The following is a 25,385-nucleotide window of genomic DNA, read 5'->3' as shown; positions in this document are numbered from 1 at the left end:
ATCATTACAATCAGCCCAGAAACCCTCGCCTAGCTTCTACATGGCGGGGGTTTTGCTTTTCCCTGGTGAGAGTCGGACCGAACCGCTCCGGACGGAACTCTCGACGTCCGCACGGTGCACGTCGTCGGCTACAGCGCGTCCTTCGCCTCCCGAGCCAGGTCCAGAGCATCGGTGGCTGCTTCCGCTCGTGTCGCCGCGTCGGCCCGACTCTGTTTCGCTTCCGGAAGGACGCGCTCCACCCGCGCCAGCTCGGCACGAGTCCGCGACATTTGAGCATCGAGCTCCGCAGCGCGCGCGGCGAGCTCGTCGTTCCGGGCCTGCAACTCCTGAAGTGCCTTGTCACGCGTCGTGAGCTCCCTTTCGGCGGATGCCTGCTCCTTCTCCGCCGCGACGACCGCGCGCTCGGCCTCGCGTCGAGCGCGACGGGTCTGCAGCTCATCCGCCGGAGGCGGCTCAGACGCAGACTCGAGCTCGGGCACGTCCCCCGCCACGGCGTCGCGGATGTCGTTCTGCGTCGACGCGGGGGTGAGAGCACGCGACAGTCGGCCTGAGGCGACTGCTGCCGCCGCTGCCGGATTGAAGAACGCAGCGGAGATGGTCTGCTCGACCGCCTGGAGGGTTGAGGGCGTGACCCGCTCCCCATGCGACGCAGCCAACTCCCCCGCGTCCTGAGAGAGCTTCCTCGTCAGCAGACGGCGCTCTCTGCCGAGCGTCGCCAGAGCCGCCACATCGAGATCCTCCTGCGCCTCGCGCAGCTCTCGCGCCAGCTGCAGGGCCATCCGCAGCCGGCCGGACCGCTCCCGCGCGAAGACGTTCACAACCCAGGCCGCGATCGATGGCTTCCGCACGGCGAGGATTCGCGACCCGAGGTCCGGGGCGACCTCCGCAGCGCGGGCGCTGCGCGACGAGACGAAAGCTCCCGGAGGCCCGCAGTACAGCTCCGTCACAATCTCCTCGAATGTGACACCGACCATGCGCCCACGATACGCCGCGGCTCGCTCAGCGGCAGGCGCTACTCCGCGTCAGGGGCGGTTATCCGAGGGCAAGGTGGTCGGCCCAGTCCGAACTGATCAGTTTTCGAGTCCCGAACATCCCATCGCCGCGCCCCGGATAGAGATACAGCTCGCCCGCGGGCGTACGGCCGAGCAGATCGACGCGACCGTCCCCGTCGTAGTCCACCCCGCCGAGCACCGCCGTGAACTCGACCCACCCTTCGCCGACGACGCGCCTGGCCGCGAACCCATTGGGCACGCCCGGATAGAAGTCGAGGCTCCCGGTTTCGGTGACCCCGATGAGGTCGCCTCGGCCGTCGCCGTCGAAATCGCCGCCGATCAGGAAATGGGCGCTCGACCAGTTGCTCTCCGGGAATGTCACGTGTGCGCTCCCGAACCCTCCAGCACCGTTGCCCTGATAGATGGTGAGGACGCCAGACGGAGCGACGGCGATGACGTCCTGTCTTCCGTCGCCGGTGTAGTCCGCTCCTGACGTGACGTGAAGCGTCTCGTACCACCCGGTGCCCACACTCACTGGCGGCGCGAATCCGCCCGAGCCGTTGCCCGCATAGAACTCCAGCGCACCATCAGATCGGGCTGCGAAGATGTCCCCTCTGCCGTCACCGTTGAAATCCACGTGCGTGACATGTCTCCGGGTATTGCCCCACCCGTTGAAGACGGTGATCGCAGGATGAAAGCTTCCCCCTCCCGTCCCCGGCCGATAACGGAGGTCGCCGTTCCCGGCGACGAGCAGCAGGTCGGCCTTCATATCGCCGTTGAAATCGGCCGATGCGGCCACAGGGCCCGTTCCGAGACCGGGAAGGAAGAGGGGGATCAGGCTTCCCCGGGTGACGTTCGCGAGACAGGTGAACCCGTTGTTGATCGCGGTGTAGACCGCCCCGTTCCGCCGTACCTCGAAGTGCAGATGGTAGGCCGGAGAGTTGCCGGTGTTGCCGACGACTCCGATCTGCTGCCCGCGGACCACGGGAGTACCCGGTGCATACGTTCCGGGTGAAGCCATATGGGCGTATCTGGTGACATAGCCACCGGGATGTTCGACGTCGGTGTAGTTCCCGTAGCCGCTGTTCACCGTTCGCGACTTGATGATTCCGTCGTAGGCGGCGACGATCGGTGCCCCGCCGGGGGCGGAGATGTCGATACCCTCATGCGCCCGGTAGTTCCCACGACAGCCGTCCCCGACCTTCGATTGGATGTTCCCCGACGCTGGATTGACCATCTGGCCGTCGGTCGCAGCGAGTGCAGGAGTGCTCGTGGACAGCGAAGGTGCCAGCGCTCCGACGATGACCGCGAGTACTGCGGCGAACCCGATGCGCCCGAGACGCACACGGGAGGAGCGCTTCATCTCGACAGATCCCTCTTGCTCGTCGGCCCCAGGAGCGCCATGCCCACCGCCGACACCGTATCAGGGCGACGCAACTGCCGGTATCCGCGTCGCCGAGGAGTCGGAGGATCGCCGGGCGAGCCAACGTCACCCCGCGCTCACAGCAGGTCGTACTCGCCACCATACGGCACCGCACTGTCGCCGGTGTCGCGCGCGTCGAACTCCACCGTCTCGACCGAGATCACGACCTGGGTCGCCGCGGTGATGAGCACGCTGACCGATCGATTGCCCACCACGACGAATTCGACGAACCCTCCTCCGGCGCGCATCGCCTCTTCCATGCGCCCTCTCAGCTCGGCGACGTCCTGACCCTGAGCCAGGAAGAATTCCGATTCGTTGAGCGCAATCCGCGTCCGCGCCATCGTCTGCACCTTGCCCTCCACTCGTTGTCACTCCGCTGTCGTCATGCTGCGACGGTATCGAGGGGATCACCTCTCGCAGAGGGGGTTGCGCACAGACCTCAGAAGAGGCAGTACGCGCGCGGTGTAGCGTGCTCTCATGGGCAGACTGCGCTACGACGGGACTTCCGATCCGATCCTCATCGAGGACGCGACGCTGGCGCACCTGAAGATCGTCATCTCGACGAAGCTCCGCCGCCAGGAGAGCTTCATGATGACGTGGCGACCCGTCACCGACGGCGTCGACAAGCGCGCCACCGTCTGGATCCACCCGGCGATCCCACTCCAGTTCGGGTACGACGCGGCGGAGCAGCCGCCCATCGACCCCCGGCTGATCGCGGAGATGATGCAGGCCCTCAACGCCTCGGGCGAGCTGGTCCTCGACCACCTGGTCACCCCCGTCTGACGTCGCTCCCCGACCGCACCGGAGCACACGCGGATCCGGATACGCTGTGCCCGTGGACCCCGCCCCCTACCTCCTTCTCGGCCTGCCGATCCTCGCGTTGATCGTCGGCGGCCCGCTCCTGAGGAAACGCTTCAGCCGGGGTGCCTCCGAAGCCGGTTCGAGAGCGGGGAAGAGGTTCGCCTCGGACCGGCTCGACACAGCCCTCGGCGTGCTCGGCACCACGCTGGTGATCCAGGCGCCCGAAGGTCGTGCTCGCGAGATCGTGGCGTCGGCGATGGTGGAGAAGGAGCGGGAGTACGTCATCCGCGATGACGGCGCCTACGGCATCCGGTTCGTCGAGCCGGACGACACCGTCGTGCGGCTCATCCCCGTCGCCGAAGGCACCCGGCTGCAGATCGAGACGTTCCGTGAGTACTTCGGTTTTCCGCAGACGGTGCAGCCCTGGGTCGATCTGCGGGAGCGCATCGCGTCCGCGGCACGAGCCCAGGGGATCTCGGTCGCCGACGGACCACCTGTCCGGTACACACGCGGCGACCCTCTCGACGACCGGAACGCGCGCTGGATGCGCGACACGTGACCTGCCCGGCACCGCGATCTCCGTCTCCGCCCGCGGGAGCAGAAGACGGGCGCGCAACTCACAGCCGACGCAACTAGGCTGGGGAGCGCGCCCTGCCCGCCGGGCTCCGCCGGGTCATGGTGGTGGCGTGCGCCCTGACGACCTCCTCCGGTCCACACGGTCCCGACTGTCGGGACGGAGCCGCCGCTCCCGGTGTGACCACGCCAGAAAGGCTAGAACCATGAGCGAATCCCCCGGAACCGCCGACCGCGATGGCGAGCGCTCCCCGGACTTCTTCGATCAGCTGATCGAGACCACCCCGCGCGACCAGCAGGGCGCCTTCACCGTCGGCTTCCGCGGCTATGACAAGGCAGAGGTCGACGCCGCGCTGGCGACCCTTCGCAATCAGCTCAAGCAGGCCGCCGCCGACGTCGCCGAGGCGCAGGCCCGTGAAGAGGACGCCGTCGAAGCCGTGCGTGAAGAGGAGCGCAAGGCCCGTGAGGCCCTCGAAAGTGAGCTGACTGCCGCCAAGGTCAAGGCGTTGGACGCCGAGCAGCAGGTCGCGACGCTGACGTCCGAGCTCGTCGATGCCCCGCAGCCCGACGGGGAAGAGGCACCGTCCCGTCAGCAGTTCGAGGCGATCCTGCGGGTCGCCGAAGAGCAGGCGAACGTCCTCATCCAGAACGCGGCGGTGCAGGCCGACCGTCTGATGACCTCCGCCCGTGAGGAGGTGGCCGCGCAGCGTGCCGAAGCCGAGGCCGACGCCGAGCGGATCACCGCCCAGGCGCAGCGCGACGCCGACCAGGTGCGCCTGAAGATGGACACCGAGTACACGGCACACGAAGCGCGCATCGAGCGCGAAGCCGCACACGCAGCGGAGAAGGTGAACCAGGCGGCGCAGGAGGCCACGGCGATCCGCACGGAAGCCGAGAAGGGCGCGGCCGCGCTGCGCTCCCTCGTCACGCGCGAGACCACCCAGCTGCGTGCCGACGCCGAGCGCGACGTCCGCGACATGAACGCGCGCGTGCTGGAATTCGAGGAGACCCTCACCCGCCGTCAAGACGACGCGCAGCAGGAGTTCCTCGTGCTGCACAATCAGGCTGTGGCCCACGCCGAGCGCATCACCAATGACGCGAACGAGCAGGTCACCGCATCGCTCGAGCATGCCCAGCGCATCTCGGCACGCGCCGAGGACTACGAGCGTCTGACCCGCTCGCAGGCGCAGGCGATCGAGGCCGAAGCCCAGGTCCGTGCGCGCGAGACCCTCGAGCGCGCTCGCGCGAAGGCGCAGAAGATCGTCGACTCGGTCACCGGCCACACCACGGCGGTACTGCACGACGCAGAGGACCGCACCCGTCAGCTGCGGTGGCAGCAGCAGCAGCTGTCGAGCTTCATGGCCGAGGTGCGCGAGCTGATCCGCCCCGACGGCATCTTCTCCGACGAGGCACTGCCGACGGAGCTCACCGGAGCGGATGCACCCGTCACCGCAGCACCTGCAGAGGTCGCCGACCAGGTCGCCGCAGCCGAGACGCCGGAGGAGACCTTCCTCGGTGACGAGGTGCTCGAAGACGAGCTCGACGACGATCGCCCCCTCGAGAAGATCACGATCGACGTGGTGGAGACCAAGAAGAAGTCCTCCAAGTAGACGCACACACGACAGAGGCGCGAGCAGGAATTCCTGCTCGCGCCTCTGTCGTCCCCGGGCTGATCAGGGCCCGGTGAGATCGGGGGCTACGCCCGGCCGAACTGTGCGACTGCCGGGCAGTCGAAGGGATCGGCACCGGCAGACAGTCCGACGCGGTTCAGGTACTCGATCACGATCATGTACGAGCGGCCGAGGCTGGTCTCCGTGTACGGCACGTCATTCGCCGCGCAGTAGTCGCGCACGATCTCGCGCGCCTTCGCCAGGTGCGGTCGCGGCATGCTCGGGAAGAGGTGGTGCTCCACCTGGTAGTTCAGCCCGCCCATGAGCCAGGTCGTCCACCATCCGCCGCTGATGTTGCGGGAGGTGCGCACCTGCTTGGTGAAGAAGTCGAGACGGGCGCCGGGCTCGATGATCGGCATGCCCTTATGGTTCGGCGCGAACGCTGCGCCCATGTAGACGCCGAACACCGCGAACTGCACGCCCATGAAGGCGAAGGCCATTCCGAGCGGGAGCATCATGAACACGGGCACCAGGATGAGGGCGAACCGCAGCGCGATGATGCCGAGCTCGGTCCAGCGTCCCTTGACGTTCTTCGTCGTCGTGAGGTACTTCAGCCCGAGGAAGTGGAGGTTCAGCCCCTCGAGCGTCAGCAGCGGGAAGAACAGCCACCCCTGCTTGCGGGTGATCAGCTTGATCAGGCCCTTCGCCTTCGCGGCGTCTTCTTCGAGGAACGAGATCGTGTCGACCTCGATGTCGGGGTCCTTGCCGACCTGGTTCGGGTTGCCGTGGTGCTTGGTGTGCTTCGAATCCCACCAGGAGTAGCTCATGCCGATGCTGGCGATCACGATGCGGGCGAGCTTGAAGTTCGCCGGCCCCGTGGAGAGGATCTGACGGTGGGCGGCTTCGTGGCCGAGGAAGGCGATCTGCGTGAGGACGATGCCGAGGCCCGCGGCGATGAGCAACTGGAACCAGCTGTCACCGAGCAGGATGAAGCCGGTGATGAGGCCGCCGAGCGCCACAGCGACACCGGTGGCCACGAAGATGTAGAACCACTGGGTGCGCTGAAGCAGCCCGGTCTCCTTGACGACCTGCGAAACCTGCTTGTACGCCTTCGCCATGGGAGGGAAGTCCGCGTTACCGGAATACGTCTGACGAATCGGACCCAGCGTTGCCGCGGTCGGTTCGATCTGTGTGATGGAGATGATCTTCTCCTGACGATCGGAGCCCTTGAGCTGTGAAAGCCCAAGGCAGCTGCCCAACGCTTACCTCACAGTAGCCCTAGCTCTATACGCGTCAGGGAATACATCGGAACCTCTCGCCGAGCCCCCAGTCACGGGCGGGCGTGCAGGGGTTCCCGCCACGCTCAGGCGCGAGCGCGGCGGGTCCGGCGACGCCAGGCGCGCGGCACAATCGTCGGGAAGACGGATCCGCGCCGCTCGGAACGGACCGCGTCTTCGAGCGCGCGGAAGGCGTCGTCGAGCGTGTCGAAGACGCCGAGCTCGGCGCCGTGGTTGTCGCGCACGAGGTGCGCAGTGCCATCGAACTCGACGAAGCCGGCGAACTCGCCGTCGCGCGTCGCGACGTGCACATCGGTGTCGGCCTGCTTCCAGGTCAACGGGTCGGACGGGGGAAAGGTGGTGGTGCTCATGGTGATGCTCATTGCTGTGTGGCGGACACGCGTGGGCGCTCCGCAAGATGTGAGACCGAGGGCGGATTCCGCACGCATCGATGTGCGCGGTCCGTAATGGCCCTGATCAGTGGCGACGTGGCGGCCGAGAGGGGCGATGCACACACGCTGCACCATAACTATAGCAGATCGATCCCACAGGCCTCTCATCGCCGTTCGCTGCTCAGTTCGACGGCGGCTGTCCCCCACCGCCGGGACCACCCTGCCCTCCGCTCATCGCCGGAGCAGTCGCGGTGTCGACACCCACCACGAGAGTGGCCGCATACCCGTCCCGCACGCTTCCGGTGACCGCGGCCAGCTGCAGCGCAGCGGAATCGTCACCGAAGACGTTGTCGCTCACCAACGTGATCTGCGCGAGGTTGCTCGCGGATCCGTCGTAAGCGGCCTCGGCGTAGACATCCGTGCATGCCGCCTCGGGGAGCGCCAGCTGCGACGTGGCGATGGCCGCGGTCGAATCGGTGATCGACCCGACGTCGGGATACACCTCGAAGTGGATGTGGGGCCAGCGCCCCGAGTAGCATCCCGGGAACACCGAGGTGAACGAGACCCTGCCGTCCGCATCCGCCACCTGCACGCCGCGCAGGTACGTCACGTCCTCCAGGCCGGAGGAGTACATCGAGTACCCACCCTGCGCCGTGCAGTGCCACGCGTACACCGCGACTCCGGCGAAGGGCACTCCCCCGTTCGCGAGATCGAACACCTGCAACTCGAACGTGAGCGGAACGCCGTCTGCCGTCGCCCCGCCGTCGATCGACGACCGGATGTCCTGACGGACGATCCCCGCGTCCTCCAGCACGTCGGGGCCGTTCGAGCCGTCGCCGGGGTAGGGGCCCGCCGTCTCGTCGGGGATCTCACCCACGCCCGCGACATCGCCGCTGGAAGTCCCCGCGGTCGCGCTCGGCGTGGCGGCGCTCGTCGATCCGCCCGATGCCGCCGGCGCGCAGGCCGCGAGGACGACGGCGCCGAGCCCGATCCCCGCGAGTCCGAGCACCCCGCGCCGGCTCAGCAGCGTACGGATGTCGAAGGCTGCCCCCTGATCGACCACCTCCTCGTCCACACGGTCGAGCAGACGCCCCTCGTAGGCGGGACCGTCAGGGGTCTGGGTGGGTTCCGGGATGCTCATGATCTGTCTCCTCGTCGACGGGCGTCTGGCGCCTATCCCCAGCGTCGCGGAGCTTCCGATCAGAACCCTCTGTCCGCGCTATGCCTTGTCTATGCGCGTGGCGTCCATGCGCGTGGACTCCACGGGAGGATGAAGCACCAGCACCACCACGACCACGACAAGGACGAGCGCGGTGAGGGTGACAGGGATCGGCAACACCGGATCGAGCAGCACCAGCAGGGCGCCGAGAGGAACGACCGTGTTCACCACGCGATCGGCGTTCTGGCGGATCGCGATCCACCAGATGCCCACGAGGAAGATCGCGATCGGGATCGTCACCGTGAACGAGGCCGCGAGGTTCGACAGGTGGCTCTTCCCGGTCAGCACGTCGATCTCGACCTCGATCCCGGCCGAGAAGGCCGCCGCCGCGGCGAAGACGAAATAGTGCGTATAGCCGTAGCGCAGCGAGCGGCCGAAGCTCGTGATCGCACGGTGATGCGGGGGCCAGAAATAGATCCACCACAACGACGCCGTGACCACGAGCGTGAGGACGGAGATCGCGATCAGCGGGCCGAGACTCTCGACCTCGTGAAGCGCATCGATGATGGCGTTCGCGGATGCGAGAAGGCTCTCACCGAGCACGATCAACGTGAACAGCCCGTAGCGCTCGGTGATGTGGTGCGGATGCCACGGCGTCTGCCTCCGGAATTCGGCGAACACCGGAACACTGATCTCGATGAGGGCGAAGACCACGAAGGCGGCGAACTGCAGAGGTCCCGCCGGGATCAGGAGGAACAGGATCCACAGCACCTGGACCGCGGCGATGCCGAACGCGTACCGGCGCGTCGCCGAACGCAGTTCACCGGCCGATCGTGACGCTCGCAGCCATTGCGCCACCATCGCCACGCGCATCACGACATATCCGAGTACCGGGATGGTGAAGTCGCTCTCGTTGAACGCCGCGGGGATGCCGGCGGCGAAGACGAGGACTCCTCCCATCTGCACGAACGTCGTGACGCGATAGAGCCAGTCATCGGTGTCGAACGACGTGGCGAACCAGGTGAAGTTCATCCAGGCCCACCAGATCGCGAAGAACAGCATCGCGTAGGAGGTGACCCCGTGCAGGAAATCCCCTTCGCTGAGGGCATGGTGCAGCTGTGCGGAGGCGATGCTCACCGCCACGACGAAGACCAGATCGAAGAAGAGTTCGAGCGGGCTCGCGGTGCGATGCGGCTGAGAAGGGTCGCGCGGCAGCATCGTTCGGAGCTGGAAGCGTGGAGTGTCGGTGTTCGCGGTCACCGCGACAGGATAGCCCCCGACCAGGCGCTCCTCGCCGCCCCCGTTCGTCCATTCACCAGAATTACCTTCCCGTGGCGACGATGTTCCGCTACAGTGGATCAGGTCTGCAGTGCCTGCTGTCAGCGCTCACCGTGTGGGACGGTGAGAACGCACTCCGTGATGTGGGAATCACGGAGAGTTTCAGCAGGACCCGAGGGGTCGGGACGCAGACGAATGCCGTGAACGTGGGGTTCATGGTCTGGGGAAACTGGGGAAACACATGTCGCACTGGGGATTTTTGCGTACATTCACGGCTCACGAGGCCTCGGCATGACTTCCGTCGAGGATGCTCTGAGCATCGCTCGGACGGGCTTCGTGCCGGTCGCGGCTCCGCGAGCTGCCAAGTCGGTGACGCGCACGGTGGTCACACCGCGTGCTTCGGCGACTCTGGAAAGACGCCGTCAGTGGGAGCGTCGCTATCGGATGCGTCTGCGGACGACGGATGCAGCTGTCATCCTGTTCGCGCTCGGTCTGACGGCAGCGGTCCAGCTGGCCTCCGGCGTCTCCGGGCTCGAGGTCATGCGCGACGGCATTCCGCTCGCCGCGCTGTGGTACCTCATGCTCAGCGCGATGCACACGCGGGACGCCGCGTTGTTCCGCGCTAGTGCCACCGAGTATCGGGGCGTCGTGCACGCCTCCGGACTCGCCTTCGGGATCATCGCCATCGTGGCGGTCCTGCTCGCATGGAAGTCGATGCAACTGACGCTGCTGCTGGGGCTGCCCGTCGGTGTGCTGACTCTTCTGGTGACCAGGTGGCTGTGGCGCCACTGGCTGCAGAAGCAGCGCTCCCAGGGGAGGTTCGCCTCCCGCACTCTCGTCGTCGGCAACAGGGACGACGTGGAGTATGTGGTCCGGACGCTGCACCCGATCGGCGCATCCGGCTACAAGGTGGTCGGCGCGACGCTGCTCGACGGCAACGCGCGCGACATCGTGATCGACGACACGAGGTTCCCGGTTCTGGGGAACGTGAACTCCGTGTCGTCGGTCGCGGCCGAAGTCGGTGCAGACACGATCATCGTGGCGAGCCGCCCCGAGGGTGAGCCCGAGTTCGTCAAGCAGCTGAGCTGGCAGCTCGAAGGGACCGCTGCCGAGCTCGTGCTGTCCAGCCGACTCACCGATGTGGCGGGTCCCCGCATCTCCTTCGCCCCGGTGGAGGGCCTGCCGCTGATCCAGGTGCAGATCCCCACCTACGAAGGCGGCCAGCACCTCCTGAAGCGTGCACTGGACGTCGCCGTGGCGACGCTGGCGCTGATCCCGATCGGTCTGCTGGCTCCCGTGCTCGCCGTGCTCATCAAGCTGGACTCCCCCGGTCCGGTCTTCTTCTTCCAGGAGCGCGTCGGCCGTGACGGTCGCCGCTTCAGGATGGTCAAGTTCCGCTCGATGAAGACGGATGCCGAGCAGCAGCTCGCCGCCCTCAAGGAACAGAACCAGGGCGCCGGGCTCCTCTTCAAGATGAAGGACGACCCGCGCGTCACCCGCGTCGGCAAGGTTCTGCGCAAACTCTCTCTCGATGAGCTGCCGCAGTTCTGGAACGTCCTCATCGGCGACATGAGTGTGGTCGGGCCGCGCCCGCCGCTGCCCAGCGAGGTCACCGACTACGACGGCACCGTCTTCCGGCGCCTCTACATCAAGCCCGGCATCACCGGTCTGTGGCAGGTCTCCGGGCGAAGCGACCTCTCCTGGGATGAGAGCGTCCGCCTCGACCTGCGGTACGTCGAGAACTGGTCCGTGATGAACGACCTGCAGATCATGTGGCGTACCGCCAAGGTCATGGTGCAGCCCAGCGGGGCATACTGATCGGATGAGCAATTCGAACCGCCTCACCATCGCGATGGTGGGGACCCGAGGAGTGCCCGCGGCCTACGGCGGTTTCGAAACCGCCATCGAAGAGGTCGGACGCCGACTCGCGGACCGCGGACACGATGTCGTCGTGTACACCCGCGGCTCCGAGCGGCGTGAGAAGGAGTACCTCGGCATGAGGGTCGTGCATCTTCCTGCCGTCCCCGTGAAGCAGATCGAGACGCTGAGCCACACCGGGCTGTCGGCGTTGCACCTCGTGTTCCGCCGGCGTCCCGACGCGACGTTCGTCTTCAACGCGGCCAACTCGCCGTTCCTGCCCCTCTTCCGGCTGCGTCGTGCACCGGTCGCGCTGCACATGGACGGTCTCGAATGGCGACGCTCCAAATGGGGGCCACGAGGCAAGGCCTACTACCGCTGGGCCGAGCAGTTCGGGGTACGCACGGCAGATGCTCTGATCGCCGATGCGCCGGGGATCGCCGACTATTACCGGCACCAGTTCGATGTGCCCACCGAACTCATCCGCTACGGCGCCCCCATCCTCGACGAGCTTCCCGAACGCGGCGTGGCCGAGATGGGGCTCAGCACGAAGGGCTATCACCTCGTCGTGGCGCGGTTCGAGCCGGAGAATCACGTGCTGGAGATCGTGGAGGGCTACCGAGACAGCGACGCGAAGCTCCCTCTCGTGGTCGTGGGCTCCGCGCCGTACAGCGCGGGATACACCCAGGAGATACAGCGCGTGGCCGATGGCGACGAACGGATCCGCCTCGTCGGTGGCGTGTACGACCAGGAACTGCTCGACGCGCTGTACGCGAATGCGCTCACCTACGTACACGGACATTCCGTGGGCGGGACCAATCCCTCGCTCCTTCGGGCCATGGGGGCCGGGACCGCCGTGATCGGCTTCGACGTTCCCTTCAACCGCGAAGTACTCGACGGCAACGGGTGGTTCTTCGCCGACGCCGCCGATGTCGCTGCGCACGTCGTGGCGGCCGAGGCCGATCCGGCGTTCGCCGCGGCACGGGGCACGGCGGTGCGGGAGATCGCCCGCACCCGGTTCCTCTGGGACGACGTCGCGGACGAGTACGAAACGCTCGCGCATCGGATCGCCGAGCGTGCGACCATCCACCCATCGGCGCGACGAGCACGTCGCCGACAGACGGACTGGGCCCCCGCTCCCGCCGCGGCAGACGCCGGAGCGGACGGCTCATGAGCGGCAACGGAGGGCAGCGCACCGTCCTGCTCGTGCATCCGGGTGCCGAGCTGTTCGGTTCCGACCGCATGCTTCTGGAGAGCGCGATCGGCCTGGTCGAGTCCGGGGCGCGCGTCGTCGTCGCGCTTCCGAGCTCCGGGCTCCTCGTGAAGGAACTGCGTGCTGCCGGGGTCGAGGTCGTCATCGTCCCGATGCTCGTGCTGCGCAAGGTCCTCCTGACGCCCCGAGGGCTGCCCAAACTCTTCCGTGACACCTTCCGTGGCCTCGGTGCCGCGTGGCGCCTGCTCGGCCACCTACGCCCGGACGTCGTCTACGTGTCGACGATCATCATCCCCGAATGGCCGCTGATCGCCCGGCTGCGGGGCATCCGAACGGTGAGCCACGTCCATGAGGCCGAGGCTTCGGGAAACCGGCTCGTCAACGGCATCCTCTACTCCCCGCACCTGGCCTCCCACCGCACCCTGGTGAACAGCCGATTCAGTCTGGACACGATCCACGCCGCGCTGCCCGCCCTCGCCCGGCGCTCACACGTCGTCTACAACGGCGTCGCCTCTCCCTCGCATCCGGTATCGCCCCGCCCCCACACCGACGGGCCGCTCCGTGTGCTCTACATCGGACGTCTCTCCCCTCGCAAGGGGCCCGATCTCGTGATCGAGGCGGCTTCCCGACTGCACGCCGCCGGACGCGCTGTGGACGTGACCCTTCTCGGCGCGGTCTTCGAAGGCTACGAGTGGTTCGAGGCCGAGTTGCGGGCACAGGCAGCCGATGCCGGGGTCTCCGTCGACTTCGCCGGGTTCCACACCGACATCTGGCCGTTCCTGGAGAAGACCGATGTGCTCCTCGTCCCCTCGCGGATCGACGAGCCCTTCGGGAACACCGCCGTCGAGGGGATCCTCGCCCTGCGCCCCGTGATCGCCAGCGACAGCAGCGGTCTTCGGGAAGCAGCAGGCGGCTACGGCACTGCGCAGCTCGTCACCGCGGGCGACCCCGACTCCATCGCAACGGCCCTGACCGATATCGACACCCGCTGGGACGAGATGGTCTCGAGCGTCGCGGACAGCCGCGCAGAGGCACTCCGTCGACACGCTCCCGCTGTCTATCGCTCGAGCATCACAGCGCACGTCCTGAGCTGACGGCCGCCGACACACTGTCGCCGGCGTCGATCCGCCCGGATCGGACTACACCGGGTCGAGATCTCCGACCGTCAGCCGCTTCTTGTTCCGGACGATGTAGATCGAGAACGGGATCAGCTGGCAGACGACGAGCGCGAAGGCGACGCCGATCAACGGTCCCGCGATCCCCAGCACCGGGGTCAGCACGAACGAGAGCGTGATGCCGACGGCGGCCATGCTCAGCGTGGGGATCACCTGGAAGCGGATGCCCGGCTTGTCCATGATGAACATGCCCAGGGGGTACACCGCCGCGGTCATCATGATCATCAGACCGAACGCGAAGATCGTGCTCGGCCGCACGGTGAGCTCACCCTGCGTGATGAAGCCGAACAGCCACGGACCGACGAGCCACACCATCACGGTCGCGACGGCGATGGCGGACGCGAACAGGACCGACAGCAGGAACGGTCCGCGCCGGAGATCGCCGTCGTGGCGACTCTTCGCGAAATGGGGCCAGAGCGCGAGTCCACCCGCCATCACCAGTCCGTTGAGCGCGAAGAAGACCTGTCCCGCCACTCCGTACTCCGCCACATCGGTGGGACCGCCGAGCTGGGCGATCACGTACCGCTGGGAGCCCACGGCGATGGGATAGGTCACCATCTGCGCCAGCATCGGCCACCCCACGTCCATCACCCGGACTCCCGGATACCGCCGAGGGCGCAGGACCATCCGCGCAGCCGCGGGAATCAGGGGGGACGTCGTGCGCGCCGTGATGAGGATGCCGAGCAGCGAGACGATGAAGGAGGCCGCGAAAGAGGCGATGGCGACGAAGGAGTGAAGGTTCTCACCGCCGAACGTCAGCATCAGCCAGACACCGGTCATGGTCAGGGGTGAGATCAGGCCCTGGAGGAGGATGACGATGTGGTTGCGGCGCTGCCCCAGCATGATCCGCGCCCAGACCCCGAGGGGGATGCCGAGGCAGAAGATGGTGACGCAGTAGAACGCGGCCAGCGAAGCGCCGGGGCGACCGCCTGCTTCGCCGAACACCAGCTCCCAGGCTCCGGTGAGCACGAGGATCGTGTTGATCGCCATCGCCGTCGCCGCGAACATCAGCAGAACGCGGCCGACCGATGTGAGCTGATATCGCAGCTTCTCGTCTGTACGCACGTTCTCGCTCGTCGCGACCGCGTTGACCAGAACCGCCCCGCTGCCGAGGTCGGTGAACGTGAGCAGAGAGGGGATCGTCGTCAGCAGCGTGTACAGGGCGAAGCTGTCGACGCCGGCACCACCGATGATCATCCGGGTCGTGAGGACGCCGCAGACCAGCGCGATGACCATCGTCAGCGCACGCGCGCCGACGGCGAGAAGAGAGCCCATGCTTACATCGTCACCGGGGCAGGGCCCCCAGCGTCGTGCTGCTGCCGGGGAGTCGTGATACTGAGGCGATATCAGACGGCACCGGGACGGCAACTGAGCCCTGGGCGGCGGCGAACGGCGGAAGCAGCGCGAATGAGCCATCGACGACCGGAGCACCCTCGATGAACTGCGAACGACGGTCCTGACCCGTCGTGGCCGTGAACCCGGCGAGCGTATCGCTCACGGCGGGGTCCCTGGAGACCGATCCCTTCGACCACGCGGAGAACCATCGGGGCGTCCCCGGCGATGTGCGCTGGTAGAGGTTCCCGTTGACGCTCGACACCATCTGGGACCCGGTGTACTGCATGGAGAAGTCCTGCACGCAGACCAGGCAGTTTCCGGCGCTCTCTGCCATGACGTTGTTCGACATCACGACGTTGCGCACGATCCAGGAGGCCTGCGGCGCGTACCGTGTGCGCGGGTCGTGGCCAGGCGTGTTCGGGTCGGACGCGCGTCGGGCATCCATCCCGATGCTGATGTTCCGGTTGCCGTTGCCGACGAAGGTGTTGTTCCAGATCTTCACATTGCCGGAATTGAGCACGAACAGCCCGAACTCGCCGTTTCGGGCGATGACATTGTCGGCCACCACGGCCCGCTCCGACAGTTCGACCATGACGCCGTGGCCGGTGTTGCCGATCACGTCGTTGCCTGTGAACGCGATGTCGAGCACCGATTCGTCGAACCACGGTCCTCGTCCGTCGTTGCCGGTGAATGCGCTGTCCGTCACCGTCACCCCGCGAGTCCGCGTGACCTTGAAGGCGCCGGAGACCGGGGAATCGTTGAAGTGCTCCATGTTGTTGCCCACCGAGAGCATCTGGGTCACTCTGAGCCCATCCGCCTGCGAAGCCCCTCCTCCGAGCAGGCCGTTCCCGATCAACGACACGCGGGTCAGCGTCGTCCCGGGGGCCCACGAGTAGAAGCCCGTCGTCGAGTTGTCGCGGATGGTCACGTCGGTGAGCGCGACGTTCGGGGCTGCCGCGATCACGGTGCCCATCTGCGGAACGCTGGTGGCGTAGCGGCGCACGCCGATTCCACGCACCTCGCTGCCTGCCGAGCGGATCGACAGAGCCTGCGTGAGCACGCTCGCCTCGACGGATGCGCCCGTGGGGTTCGTTCCGATCACCAGGCGCTTGGCCGCATCATCGACGAAGAAGGTGCCGTCCGAGACCTGCGATGCAGAGGCCACCTCCCGCAGCTGCACCCCGGCGACCCAGACCTGGTCGGGGTGTGCGGCCATCGGGTGGGCCGGATCGACGAAGCGCCACTCGGCCTGAGTGTTGTCCGGCGCCCCCTTGGTGTAGGTCGGACTGGCGTCGAGAGCCGTGTTCCAGCCCTCGACGACCCATGTGCGTCCCGAGGCCTTCCACCCCGTGACCGGCTTCGCACCGTCGAGCCAGACCGACTCGTTCGGTGCCGGTTGGATCGTGACCCGCTTCTGCGCGGGCACCACGATCTCCTCGTGGTAGGCACCGCCGCGCAGGACGATCGTCCCTCCGTTCGGAACGACGCGCAGCGCGGCAGCGACCGTCTTGACGGGCGAGTTCTTGGTTCCCGAGGCTCCGTCGACTCCCGAGGGAGAGACATAGACCGCCGTCGCCGGGGCGTCGTAGGCGAGCGTTCCGGGCGCATGGGCACCGGGAGTCCCGCGCACGCCCTCCGGCGTTCCCGGCGGCACCGGCTCGGGCTCGGGCGCCGGTGTCGGAGTCGGAGTCGGAGTCGGCGTCGGACTCGGCGTAGGAGCCGGAGTCGGCGAGGCCGTCGGCTCGGGCGACGGGGATGGTGTCGGCTCCGGCGCAGGCGTGGGCTCCGGCGCAGGCGTCGGCTCCGGCGCAGGCGTGGGCTCGGTGGAAGGTTCCGGCACCGTGGTGGGAGTGGTGACTGAGACGTCGTCGATTCCGACCGGAACGGCGGTCCGAGCACCCGAAGACGTGTAGAGCGAGAAGGCGTAGCCACCCGCCGCCTGGATCCGGTCAGCCGAATCGTCGGAGTACGTCACCTGCCAGTCAGTCGGCTCCGCAGCACCCGATTCCCAGGCCTTGGCGCCCAACTCCACCGGGCTCGTGCCGGTGACGCTGAGTGCCACGGTCAGCGTGGTGTCGCCCGTCACCGTGAGCGGGAGTCTGCGCTCGCTGAGGTGCTGCACGCGCATGAGGTCCGTGAGACGCACGATCGACACATAGGCAGAGCCGTCGGGATGCACGCGCACACGCACCCCATAGGAGTCGGCACCGGACACGCGGACAGCCTGGGAGAGGTAGAGCGGCCCTCCCACCGGAAGCTCGGGGACGGTCAGCGAGAAGCGGCTGTCCACGTCGGTCGCGGCGACACCGTCGACGGTCGCTCGGGCGGTGATGCCGGGCTTGCGGCTCGCGAGCAGGGCCTGCGCGCCTGTCACGCTCGCCGTTCCCTCCACGACGCGCCAGGGCCCCTCGGGCGACGAGCCCCATCCGGAGCCGACGGCGCGATCCATGTCATCGTCGATGACCGGGGTGTCCGCCGATGCCTGGGACTGTGCGAGAGTCACGGCGTCGTCGGCCAATGCCGACGACGGAACGGTTGTCAGCGCGGCAGTGAGCGCAAGGGTGGCCGTCAGTGCACCTGCGAGGAGCTTTCGAGAGCGTCGCCGAGGCGGAGTCGCGGACTCGCGTGATGCGAGATCGAGGAACGGAGTGGACACGATGTCACCGTCTTCTGGGGCAGATTCATGATCACCCCGCATCTCCGCCGCAGTTTAGACCCCGGCAGCAAAGAGCGAGTCCCCCTCGCAACTCATGAAGAATACCCGGCTACCGGGGCAAAGACAAACGAACACAGCGTCACACCGATATACTCCGTCGCCTGCGCGGTGTCTCCGCGTCGAGGCACCGCGTCAGTCGCTGTAGTACTCGCTGCGGTGTCGATCCGGACGAGCACGGTTCAGGACGGTGCCGAGGATGCGCGCGCCACCCGATTCGAGCGACTTGACGCTCTTCGCGAGGGCGGCGCGACGGGTCTTGGTCGCGTCGACCACGAGGATCACGCCGTCGGTCTGGGTGGCGAAGAGGTTCGCGTCCGCCACGCTCAGGATGGGCGGAGAATCGATCACGACGTAGTCGTACTCCGCCGCAGCGAAGTCGAGCAGCTGCGCCATGCGAGCGGAGGTGAGCAACTCCGCAGGATTCGGCGGGATGGTGCCGGCGGGGAGGATGTCGAGTGTGCTGTCTGCCACGCTGTGCTTGGCCACCTCGAACTCGACCTCGTCGAGCAGCACGCTCGTGAGTCCGATCGAGCCGTCGATGCCGGCGTGCTCGTGAGCCCGCGGCCGCCGCATATCGGCGTCGATCAGCAGGACGGAGTTGCGCAGCCCGGCGAGCGTCATGGCGAGATTCACCGAGACGGTCGACTTGCCCTCGGACGGCATGCCCGACGTCACCAGCAGCACCTTCACCCGTGAGGAGACGTTCGCGTAGGCGAGCGCCGAGCGGATGCGACGGAACTCCTCGGAGGTGTGGCCCAGCGGCTCCTGGGCCACAGCGATACCGCGCATGGCCAGCAGCGGAGACTTCGAGACGACGCCCAGCACAGGGTCGCCGCCCGCCTCGGTCAGCGTCTCCTCGGTGCGCATGCGGGTGTCGAGCACACCGATCAACGCCGCGATGGCGAGTCCGAGGACGCCACCCAGGAAACCTCCGAGGAGGGCGTCGCGAGGCTTGCTCGGTGTGAACTGGAACTCGGGCACGACGGCATCATCGATCACCTGAGCGGTGATCGTGGATTCGCCCTGTGGGTCTTTCGGCGCCACATCCTTGACCACGATGATGAGTTGTTCGGCCACGGCGTCGGCCAGCTCGGCGGCCGCCTTCGCGTCATCGGTGATCCCTGTGATGCGCAGCGTCACGGTGCTCTGCGGGATCGTGACCTCGATGTCACGCGCGAGAGCGCGCGGCGTCGTGTCGAGACCGAGCTCCTCGATGACGGGATCGAGCACCCGCGAGCTCGTCGCGAGCTGCGCGAAGGACAGCATCTGGCTCTGCGTGTACACAGAGCCCTGGTTGAGGTCGGAGGCGCTGGTGCCCTGATTGAGAGCGAAGTAGAGCGAGGTCGTCGCCTGGAAGAGCGGGGTCTGCAGCGAGGCGTACCCGTAGGAGCCCGCGGCCCCGACGACCCCGAAGAGCACGACCATCCACCAGAACTTGCGCAACGAGCTGGCGATGACGCGCAGACTCACCCGGCTCTCGCCCATGACTCCCCATTCCCCCTCAGACTTCGATTCTAGAGGAGTGTTCGATTCCACGACTTCATGACTGTGCAGGGCGCTCCACTGCGCCACGGGGCGGGCGCGAAGTCTCGAGCGATCCCCGCCGTATCTCCACAGGTCCCTCGCGCCTTCCACCGAGCGCGTCGGCGTCGCGGGCCCACGTGATCGCGAGCCCCACGCAGAACCAGAGGAACATGCTGTACTGCGTGATCAGTGCGACCACCACGAGGCTCGGCAGCTGCCCCACGACGGCGATGGACGCCGGGCTCCGGGTCGAACGTCGCACGGTCATGATCGCCGCGCAGACGATCGCCGCCATGATCAGCAGGGTCGGCACGTAGCCGTAGCGGAGCAGGGTGAGGACGAGGGCGTTGTCGACGGAGCGCGCGAAGTAGCCGAGGTAGTAGTCACCCGAGACGAGCGAATGCCAGTCCCCCGGATTGCCGAAGAGCTGCACCTGCTGGAGGAGCACGAGGAGGTCGGTCCGATAGTCCGCGCTGCCGCCGGCCTCATCGCCCGCCGCCCCGAAGACGGAGTCGATGATCGGGATCGCGATGACGGTGCCGATGACGCCGGCGGTGACGATCGCGACCCGGAACCGGGTGGACACCCCGACGATCAGGAACGTGGACAGCACCAGAGTGAGCACGAGGGTGAGCTGACCCGCGCGACTGAACGTCAGGACCGTCGCCACGGCGATGAGTACGACGCCGCCGATCTTCGGGACCAGACGCCACTTCGTCGCCACGATGAACGCCGACGACATCGCCAGGGCCGCTCCCAGGGCGATCGAATGCCCGAACGCGCCTTCCACCCTCAAGACCCCGCCGCGTTCCTGCAGGGGGCTCCAGGTGTCGTAGATGACGCCCGATCCCGGGATCAGCACGAACGGGTTGAACGACGTGAAGAACTCGACGATGCCGAGGACCGCGGCGATGATCGCGACCACGGCGATCGTCGACGTGACCCACCCCGGCGCGATGCGGGCGAGGACGACGCGCCCCCAGAGGTAGGGGATGACCCACTCGAGCAGCGCGGCGACGAGAGACGGGAGGTCCACCGAGCCGAAGCCGTAGAGTCCGACGATGACGATGATGAACGCCACGACCCAGGCATCCGCGGCCCGCAGAGGGACGACGGACCAGTTCACGATGATCATCAAAGCCGTGAGCAGCGTGATCGCCGCCCAGTAGAAGCCGACGTTCACGCCGACCCAGAGCGGCACGAAGAAGAGCACGCACGCCCAGGCCACGAAAGCGGTGCGCGGCATCAGCCGGAGCACGAACACGACGATGGCCACTGCTGCGATTCCTCCGACGGCGAGGAGCGCGATCGGAACAGCAGTGGCCATGCGTCAGGATCTTACTGGGGCGCGGTGACGCGGAACGAATCGAACGAGACGTTCAGAGGCGCCGTCGAACTGCCCGACCGGTTGCCGCTGAGGCCGACCGCTCCCGCCGCCAGCGGCGTCGCATCCGTCGCGTTGATCTGCCAGTTCGCCGGCTCGGTGGTACCCGTCGCCCAGATCTTCGCCGAGATGGCGGTCGAGGTCGACCCGGTGACCGACACCTTCAGGCTGTACGACGTGTTCGCCGCCCAGACCAGCCCGGGCACGGCCTGCGTGAGCACCACAGTCCCTTCACGGTGGACCACGAGCCACACGGTTCCGTCGGGACGGAGCCACGCGCGGGCGAAGTACTTCCCCGCGGCCGTCTGACGGGCGATGACTCCGATGTAGGCGCCACCTGCGGCGGGAGCCTGATCGACGCGGAACTGCGTCTCGAGGAGGGAATCACCGATCGACGTCGTGTTGAGCGTCGCATGACGGGTGTCTCCGGCGACCAGGCTCAGCTTGCCCTGGCCGTCGGCGACGGTCGCCGCCGCCTGCGAGCCTCCGGCGATGCTCCAGGCACCGCCGGTGACCGCGCTCCCCCAGCCGGGACCAGCGGTGCGGTCGAACTCATCGCTCGCCAGCGCTGCCGGGTTGGGCTCAGGCTGCGGCTCGACAGGAGGTGCCGTGACCGTGACCTGCTGGGTGGCGGTGTTGGTCGCGCCCTTGTCGTCCGTCACCGTGAGGGTCACCGTGTAGGTGCCCGCCGCCGTGTACGCCCGCGAGCTCGTCGCTCCGGTGCCTGTCGTTCCGTCTCCGAAGTTCCAGGCGTAGGAGGCGATGGTGCCGTCCGAGTCGGTCGACGCTCCGCCGTTGACGTTGACGGTCAGGCCCGTGGCCGTCGCCGTGAACGCGGCGGTCGGCGCGACGTTCGTCGGCTGCGGCTCGGGCTGCGGTGTCGCGGCTCCGAGGTTCTTCAGCGTGAAGTCGTCGAAGCTCGCGAGGTTGGTGCCGGTCGCGCTGCCGGCTCGGTAGGAGAACACCGTCGGGGCTCCGGCGGCCTGGAGGGCCGGCGTCGCATCCGTGGTCGAGAGCTGCCAGTTGGCGGGCTCTGCAGCGCCGGCCGCCCACAGCTTCGCGCGGATCGTCGTGGTTCCGGAACCCGTGGTCTCCATGGCGAGGTTGAAAGTGCTTCCCGCGGTCCACGTGAGACCGGCGACCGCGGTGCTGGCGATGGCCGTTCCGTTGCGGTGGATCACGAGCCACGTGGTGCCGTCCGCACGGTGCCATGCGAGCGCACGGTAGCCGTTCGAACCGGAGCGACGTGCGCCGAGTCCCTCGTACGCGACACCCGTCGACGGTCCGGAGGCCAGCGAGTAGGTGATCCGCGCCGACGTGTCGAGGAGCGACGTGCCCTGCAACAGCATCTCGCGGGTCTCGCCCGGGGTGAGATTCACCTTGCCGACGCCGTCGGCGACGGAGGTGACGGCGGCCGAACCGCTCATGGGTGCCCAGGTGCCGCCGACATCAGCCGCGCCCCAGCCACTCGAGACGACGCGGCCGAACGAGTCGGATGCTGCGAACACCTGCGCCTGAACGGTCACGGACTTCGTGACGCTCGCCGAGCCGCCGAGGCTGTCGGTGACCGTGAGGGTGATGTCATGCGCACCCGGCTGGGTGTACGTGTGGCCGGCGGTCGCCCCTGTACCCGCGGGCGTTCCGTCGCCCCAGTTCCAGGAGTAGGAGAGCGTCGCCCCGTCGGACGCGCTCGACCCTGCGGCCGAGACGTCGACGTTCATCCCCGACGCGGTCGATGTGAACGTCGCGACCGGGTTCGCATGGGTCGTGACGGCCTCACGCGTGGTGGTCGCCGTGCCACCACGGTTGTCGGTGACGGTCAGGGTCACCGTGCGCGTGCCCGCCGAGGCGTACACGTGGCTGGCGACCTGGCCGCTCGACGTCGATCCGTCGCCCCAGTTCCAGTCGTACGAAGCGATCGTGCCGTCGGAGTCGGTGGAGGCGGAGGCATCGGCGGAGACCGAGAGACCGGTGCCCGTGACCTCGAAGGAGGCGGTGGGCAGCACATTCGCCGCCTGGACCACGACCGGGTTCTCGGTCGTGGTGGCCAGCCCGTTGCTGTCCGTGACCGTGAGCTTGGCCGTGTAGGTTCCCGCGGCGGTGTAGGTGTGCGAGACCGTCTGGCCGGTGGCCGTCGCCGAGTCGTCACCGAAGTCCCAGCTGTAGCCGGTGATCGTGGCCGAGCCGGTCGGCGCGGATGCACTGGCGTCGAACGCCACCGCGAGATCGGTCGGCGTCGCGGTGAAGGCGGCGGTCGGCGGCTGGAAGCCCTTGCCGATGCCGTAGTGCGTCTGCACCTGTGCGGCGGTCAGCGCGTAGGGGTAGACCGCGACCTCGTCGAGCGCACCCTTGAAGTTGATCGAGCTCGGCGCGGACGGCCAGCCGTTGAGGTTGTCCCCGCCGACGCGCCAGTAGCCGACGTAGTTCTCGGCAGTGGTCGCACCGGCTGCCGATGAGACGAGAGCGCCGTCGATGTACAGCTTCATGCCGGCAGCGCTCTGCGTGGCCACAGCATGGTGCCACGCATTGTTGTTCAACGCCGTGGAGTTCTGTACGGTCTGCGTGCTGCCGTTGTACGTGCCGAAGACCAGCCGACCGTTGTTCGTCATGTAGAGATGACGGTCGTAGCTCGTGGAGTCACCCGAGGCCGCGTTCCCATAGCCGAGAAGCTTCCCACCGGTCGTCGTGTTCGTCTTGAACCACAGTTCGGTCGAGAACTCCGTCGGGGCGGCGATCTTGTCGGTCGACGAGATTCGTCCCGTGCTCGTTCCGGAGAAGGTCGAGGCACCGGTGGCGGTGTTCTCGACACCGGAGGTCGACGACGTCACGCCCGAGCCGAACACCGGCGGGTTCGCCCCCGCCCAGTCCTGCGGCGCGGTGCCCAACGGGTAGTACAGCTGCGGGTTATCCGTGATGACCGCGTTGGTGTAGCTCGAGACCGTGCCCGATGCGACGGTCACGGACATCGCCTGACTGCTCACGGTGTTGCCGTTGCCGTCCTTCGCGACGACCGTGTACTCCTGCTGGGACCCCGGCGTGGCGGTCTTGTCCTCGAGGATGACGGCCGGTCGGTTCCACCAGGTTCCGTTCGCCGTGGTCGTGGCGACAGGGGTCGCCATGCCCGTGCGACGGAGCTCATACGTGAGCGTCAGGTCGTCGCGGTCCCAGTTGGCCGGGATCGAGACGCGGACGCGACCCGGAATGAACGACTGCGCAGTGCCTGTCCAGTTGGCCGCGGCGAGGCGGGGTCCGTCCTTGGCTCCGCCCGGAGGGTTCGTCGAGAAGCGCACGAGGCCCTCGAATCGACCGTTGTTGACCGAGCGGAACTCGCCGCCGATCGAGATCATGTTGCCGGCGCCGGTGATGGAGAGTCCGGCCTGACCCAGGCCCGTCGTCACGCCGACGGCCCAGTCGGGCGTCCAGGCGTAGGGAGACGGCGCGGGGGTGCCCGCCCAGTTCTTGTAGGTGCCGCCGGCTGCGGGCTGGTTGCCCAGCGAACCGCGGGCATCGGCCGTGTACGCCTCGGAGTAGCGGTGCGTGCGCGGGTTCTGCTCGGGGTGCAGGTTCATCGTGCCGCACGCGTGCGTGTGGCTGGTCGTGTAGACGACCTTGCCGGTCGAGTAGACGCCGTAGTGGTCGCCGAGGCAGTCCGCGATCCAGCGGACCTGTCCGGTTCCGGCCTCCGCCGCGAACGTGCCCTCGAGGTTTCCCGTGGCGGCGTCGGCGTAGACCCAGCCGGTGCCGTAGACGGCCGTGGCGTCGGCGGCGAGTCCGAAGATGCCCGCCTTGCCCGAGTTGCTGCCCGTGTTCGAGCCGTTCTTGACCGTCTGCGGGAGCGCCCACGATGAGTCGACGGCACCGGTCGTCTTGTCCAGCGCGACAGTGCCGCGCATGGTCAGGTCGCCGTTCACCTGCGAGAAGCGGCCGGCGGCGATGACGTTCTGACCCGCGGGGTCCATGACCATCGCGTCGACCTGGAGGTCGGTCTGCGGTGCCCAGCTCAGCAGGGCCCCGTTGGCGGCGTTGAAGCCGGCGAGGTTCTTGCGAGCCGTTCCGTTGCCCTGCGTGAACAGGCCGCCGACGTAGACGCTCGATCCCGAGGTGGCGAGCGCGTAGACGCCGCTGCCGCCGATGGACGGCGAGAATCCGGGGACGAGCTGACCGGTCACGGCATCGAGGGCCGCGAAGTTCCAGCGCGCCTGACCGTTGACCGAGTTGAAGGAGCCGCCGATGTAGATGCGGCTTCCGTCGGGCGAGGCGGCGACGGCCTTGATCACGCCGTTCACCTGCGGGGCGAACGACAGCAGCTGGCCGGTGTTGATGTCATAGGCGAGAACGTTCGAACGCGCCGTCAGGCTCGTTCCCGGGGCAGCCAGGGGCGCACGGGCGTTGTCGAACTTGCCGACCGCGTACACGGTCGAACCGATGGTCGTCTGAGACCAGACGTAGCCGTTGTCGATCTGCACGGTCGGAATCGGATCCGACGTGACGACGTTGTCGTCGCGCTGCAGCAGGGGCGGTGGTGTCGACGGGACGTCTGCCGACGCCGCCTGTGCACCCAGTGTCGTCATGCCGGCGACGAGCAATGCCGCCGTCACGACAGACGCAAGCGCGCTCAGCGCCCGCCTCGTGGTCGATGTGTTCCCCATAGTGACTCCCCAGCCGCCAGTTTTCTT

Annotated in this window: 18 protein-coding genes; 6 read left to right on the top strand and 12 right to left on the bottom strand. The window is 67.6% G+C overall.

Going from position 1 to position 25,385, the window contains the following annotated elements; translation table 11 throughout:
• Positions 1 to 128: 128 nt before the first annotated feature.
• The 3 genes from ABDC25_RS03085 to ABDC25_RS03075 form a co-directional block, all read right to left on the bottom strand.
• Positions 129 to 974: a hypothetical protein gene (locus ABDC25_RS03085; protein WP_021198728.1), complete on the bottom strand. Its 846-nt coding sequence runs from the start codon at positions 972 to 974 to the stop codon at positions 129 to 131.
• Positions 975 to 1,032: 58 nt separating this feature from the next.
• Positions 1,033 to 2,355, bottom strand: a complete 1,323-nt coding sequence (locus ABDC25_RS03080) for an FG-GAP-like repeat-containing protein (RefSeq protein ID WP_167254697.1) — start codon at positions 2,353 to 2,355, stop codon at positions 1,033 to 1,035.
• A 137-nt stretch (positions 2,356 to 2,492) separates the two neighbouring features.
• A complete protein-coding gene (locus tag ABDC25_RS03075; protein WP_208323594.1) occupies positions 2,493 to 2,756 on the bottom strand; it encodes a hypothetical protein in 264 nt (87 codons plus the stop codon).
• Between the two features lie 136 nt (positions 2,757 to 2,892).
• On the opposite strand from ABDC25_RS03075, the gene ABDC25_RS03070 reads away from it, so the two are divergent.
• The 3 genes from ABDC25_RS03070 to ABDC25_RS03060 all read left to right on the top strand — a co-directional run bounded on the left by ABDC25_RS03070 (position 2,893) and on the right by ABDC25_RS03060 (position 5,399).
• Positions 2,893 to 3,198 (top strand): hypothetical protein, encoded by a 306-nt coding sequence (locus ABDC25_RS03070; protein ID WP_021198731.1) that lies wholly within the window; start codon positions 2,893 to 2,895, stop codon positions 3,196 to 3,198.
• 52 nt (positions 3,199 to 3,250) lie between these two features.
• Positions 3,251 to 3,775 (top strand): hypothetical protein, encoded by a 525-nt coding sequence (locus ABDC25_RS03065; protein ID WP_235045213.1) that lies wholly within the window; start codon positions 3,251 to 3,253, stop codon positions 3,773 to 3,775.
• 220 nt (positions 3,776 to 3,995) lie between these two features.
• Positions 3,996 to 5,399 (top strand): DivIVA domain-containing protein, encoded by a 1,404-nt coding sequence (locus tag ABDC25_RS03060; RefSeq protein WP_029259651.1) that lies wholly within the window; start codon positions 3,996 to 3,998, stop codon positions 5,397 to 5,399.
• 86 nt (positions 5,400 to 5,485) lie between these two features.
• Here the strand turns inward: ABDC25_RS03060 and ABDC25_RS03055 are convergent, their stop codons facing one another.
• The 4 genes from ABDC25_RS03055 to ABDC25_RS03040 form a co-directional block, all read right to left on the bottom strand.
• Positions 5,486 to 6,604, bottom strand: coding sequence for an acyl-CoA desaturase (locus ABDC25_RS03055; protein ID WP_318386957.1), 1,119 nt, complete (start codon positions 6,602 to 6,604; stop codon positions 5,486 to 5,488).
• 158 nt (positions 6,605 to 6,762) lie between these two features.
• Positions 6,763 to 7,047, bottom strand: a complete 285-nt coding sequence (locus ABDC25_RS03050) for a hypothetical protein (protein WP_136025275.1) — start codon at positions 7,045 to 7,047, stop codon at positions 6,763 to 6,765.
• A gap of 202 nt (positions 7,048 to 7,249) precedes the next feature.
• The gene (locus ABDC25_RS03045; protein WP_347124784.1) at positions 7,250 to 8,209 is read right to left on the bottom strand and encodes an intradiol ring-cleavage dioxygenase; all 960 of its coding nucleotides are present in this window, start codon (positions 8,207 to 8,209) and stop codon (positions 7,250 to 7,252) included.
• Between the two features lie 78 nt (positions 8,210 to 8,287).
• The gene (locus tag ABDC25_RS03040) at positions 8,288 to 9,445 is read right to left on the bottom strand and encodes a low temperature requirement protein A (protein ID WP_031206786.1); all 1,158 of its coding nucleotides are present in this window, start codon (positions 9,443 to 9,445) and stop codon (positions 8,288 to 8,290) included.
• A 351-nt stretch (positions 9,446 to 9,796) separates the two neighbouring features.
• Here ABDC25_RS03040 and ABDC25_RS03035 point away from each other — a divergent pair, with 351 nt between their 5' ends.
• From ABDC25_RS03035 to ABDC25_RS03025, 3 genes are read left to right on the top strand one after another with little or no spacing between them, the layout of a single operon-like run.
• Entirely contained in the window at positions 9,797 to 11,323 is a 1,527-nt protein-coding gene (locus ABDC25_RS03035; RefSeq protein WP_297556973.1) for a sugar transferase, read from the top strand.
• Positions 11,324 to 11,327: 4 nt separating this feature from the next.
• Positions 11,328 to 12,536 (top strand): DUF1972 domain-containing protein, encoded by a 1,209-nt coding sequence (locus ABDC25_RS03030; protein ID WP_347124782.1) that lies wholly within the window; start codon positions 11,328 to 11,330, stop codon positions 12,534 to 12,536.
• Positions 12,533 to 13,669 (top strand): glycosyltransferase, encoded by a 1,137-nt coding sequence (locus ABDC25_RS03025; RefSeq protein ID WP_021198740.1) that lies wholly within the window; start codon positions 12,533 to 12,535, stop codon positions 13,667 to 13,669. The genes ABDC25_RS03030 and ABDC25_RS03025 overlap by 4 nt, the downstream gene beginning before the upstream one ends.
• A gap of 45 nt (positions 13,670 to 13,714) precedes the next feature.
• On the opposite strand, the gene ABDC25_RS03020 is transcribed toward ABDC25_RS03025, so the two are convergent.
• The 5 genes from ABDC25_RS03020 to ABDC25_RS03000 form a co-directional block, all read right to left on the bottom strand.
• A complete protein-coding gene (locus ABDC25_RS03020; protein ID WP_021198741.1) occupies positions 13,715 to 15,025 on the bottom strand; it encodes a hypothetical protein in 1,311 nt (436 codons plus the stop codon).
• A 10-nt stretch (positions 15,026 to 15,035) separates the two neighbouring features.
• Positions 15,036 to 17,741: a right-handed parallel beta-helix repeat-containing protein gene (locus ABDC25_RS03015; protein WP_347124779.1), complete on the bottom strand. Its 2,706-nt coding sequence runs from the start codon at positions 17,739 to 17,741 to the stop codon at positions 15,036 to 15,038.
• 192 nt (positions 17,742 to 17,933) lie between these two features.
• Positions 17,934 to 19,286, bottom strand: coding sequence for a polysaccharide biosynthesis tyrosine autokinase (locus ABDC25_RS03010; RefSeq protein ID WP_021198743.1), 1,353 nt, complete (start codon positions 19,284 to 19,286; stop codon positions 17,934 to 17,936).
• A 55-nt stretch (positions 19,287 to 19,341) separates the two neighbouring features.
• Complete coding sequence (locus tag ABDC25_RS03005) at positions 19,342 to 20,652, bottom strand: hypothetical protein (RefSeq protein WP_347124778.1); 1,311 nt, start codon at positions 20,650 to 20,652, stop codon at positions 19,342 to 19,344.
• Positions 20,653 to 20,663: 11 nt separating this feature from the next.
• Positions 20,664 to 25,358 (bottom strand): PKD domain-containing protein, encoded by a 4,695-nt coding sequence (locus ABDC25_RS03000; RefSeq protein ID WP_347124777.1) that lies wholly within the window; start codon positions 25,356 to 25,358, stop codon positions 20,664 to 20,666.
• Positions 25,359 to 25,385: the final 27 nt, after the last annotated feature.

The sequence above is a fragment of the Microbacterium sp. SY138 genome (assembly GCF_039729145.1).
Taxonomy (GTDB): domain Bacteria; phylum Actinomycetota; class Actinomycetes; order Actinomycetales; family Microbacteriaceae; genus Microbacterium; species Microbacterium maritypicum_A.
This window is presented reverse-complemented; position numbering and strand designations above follow the sequence as displayed.

Bases quoted from the DNA above. Each gene is read 5' to 3' on its own strand.
- ABDC25_RS03085 (WP_021198728.1), bottom strand. From the start codon at position 974: ATGGTCGGTGTCACATTCGAGGAGATTGTGACGGAGCTGTACTGCGGG.
- ABDC25_RS03080 (WP_167254697.1), bottom strand. From the start codon at position 2,355: ATGAAGCGCTCCTCCCGTGTGCGTCTCGGGCGCATCGGGTTCGCCGCA.
- ABDC25_RS03075 (WP_208323594.1), bottom strand. From the start codon at position 2,756: ATGGCGCGGACGCGGATTGCGCTCAACGAATCGGAATTCTTCCTGGCT.
- ABDC25_RS03070 (WP_021198731.1), top strand. From the start codon at position 2,893: ATGGGCAGACTGCGCTACGACGGGACTTCCGATCCGATCCTCATCGAG.
- ABDC25_RS03060 (WP_029259651.1), top strand. From the start codon at position 3,996: ATGAGCGAATCCCCCGGAACCGCCGACCGCGATGGCGAGCGCTCCCCG.
- ABDC25_RS03050 (WP_136025275.1), bottom strand. From the start codon at position 7,047: ATGAGCACCACCACCTTTCCCCCGTCCGACCCGTTGACCTGGAAGCAG.
- ABDC25_RS03045 (WP_347124784.1), bottom strand. From the start codon at position 8,209: ATGAGCATCCCGGAACCCACCCAGACCCCTGACGGTCCCGCCTACGAG.
- ABDC25_RS03040 (WP_031206786.1), bottom strand. From the start codon at position 9,445: ATGCTGCCGCGCGACCCTTCTCAGCCGCATCGCACCGCGAGCCCGCTC.
- ABDC25_RS03035 (WP_297556973.1), top strand. From the start codon at position 9,797: ATGACTTCCGTCGAGGATGCTCTGAGCATCGCTCGGACGGGCTTCGTG.
- ABDC25_RS03030 (WP_347124782.1), top strand. From the start codon at position 11,328: ATGAGCAATTCGAACCGCCTCACCATCGCGATGGTGGGGACCCGAGGA.
- ABDC25_RS03025 (WP_021198740.1), top strand. From the start codon at position 12,533: ATGAGCGGCAACGGAGGGCAGCGCACCGTCCTGCTCGTGCATCCGGGT.
- ABDC25_RS03020 (WP_021198741.1), bottom strand. From the start codon at position 15,025: ATGGGCTCTCTTCTCGCCGTCGGCGCGCGTGCGCTGACGATGGTCATC.
- ABDC25_RS03010 (WP_021198743.1), bottom strand. From the start codon at position 19,286: ATGGGCGAGAGCCGGGTGAGTCTGCGCGTCATCGCCAGCTCGTTGCGC.
- ABDC25_RS03005 (WP_347124778.1), bottom strand. From the start codon at position 20,652: ATGGCCACTGCTGTTCCGATCGCGCTCCTCGCCGTCGGAGGAATCGCA.
- ABDC25_RS03000 (WP_347124777.1), bottom strand. From the start codon at position 25,358: ATGGGGAACACATCGACCACGAGGCGGGCGCTGAGCGCGCTTGCGTCT.